This is a genomic window from Bradyrhizobium sp. 23AC, from assembly GCF_054863025.1.
On record NZ_JAVAYN010000088.1, the window covers coordinates 1 to 359 of the forward strand.

The following is a 359-nucleotide window of genomic DNA, read 5'->3' on the forward strand; positions in this document are numbered from 1 at the left end:
CCGCCAGGCGGGTTGCTCCAGCATGGCGTAGTAGCGTTGTTCGGCTTCAGCCGGCGGGATGTTGCCGATGGGTTCAAAAAGCCGCCGGTTGTTGAACCAGTCCACCCATTCCAAAGTCGCGAACTCGACGGCCTCGAAGCTTCGCCATGGCCCGCGCCGATGGATCACTTCGGCCTTGTAGAGCCCGTTGATGGTTTCGGCGAGAGCATTGTCATAGGAATCTCCGACGCTGCCGACAGAAGGCTCGATGCCTGCTTCAGCCAGGCGCTCGGTATACTTGATAGAGACGTATTGGCTGCCCCTGTCGCTATGGTGCACGAGGCCGCCGCGATGGACAGGGCGTCGATCATGCAGGGCCT

1 protein-coding gene is annotated in these 359 nt (G+C 61.0%); it reads right to left on the reverse strand.

Annotated elements, in window-relative coordinates; genetic code table 11:
* On the reverse strand, positions 1-359 hold a 359-nt coding region (locus tag RAD10_RS41575), incomplete at both ends, for an integrase core domain-containing protein (RefSeq protein WP_461621996.1).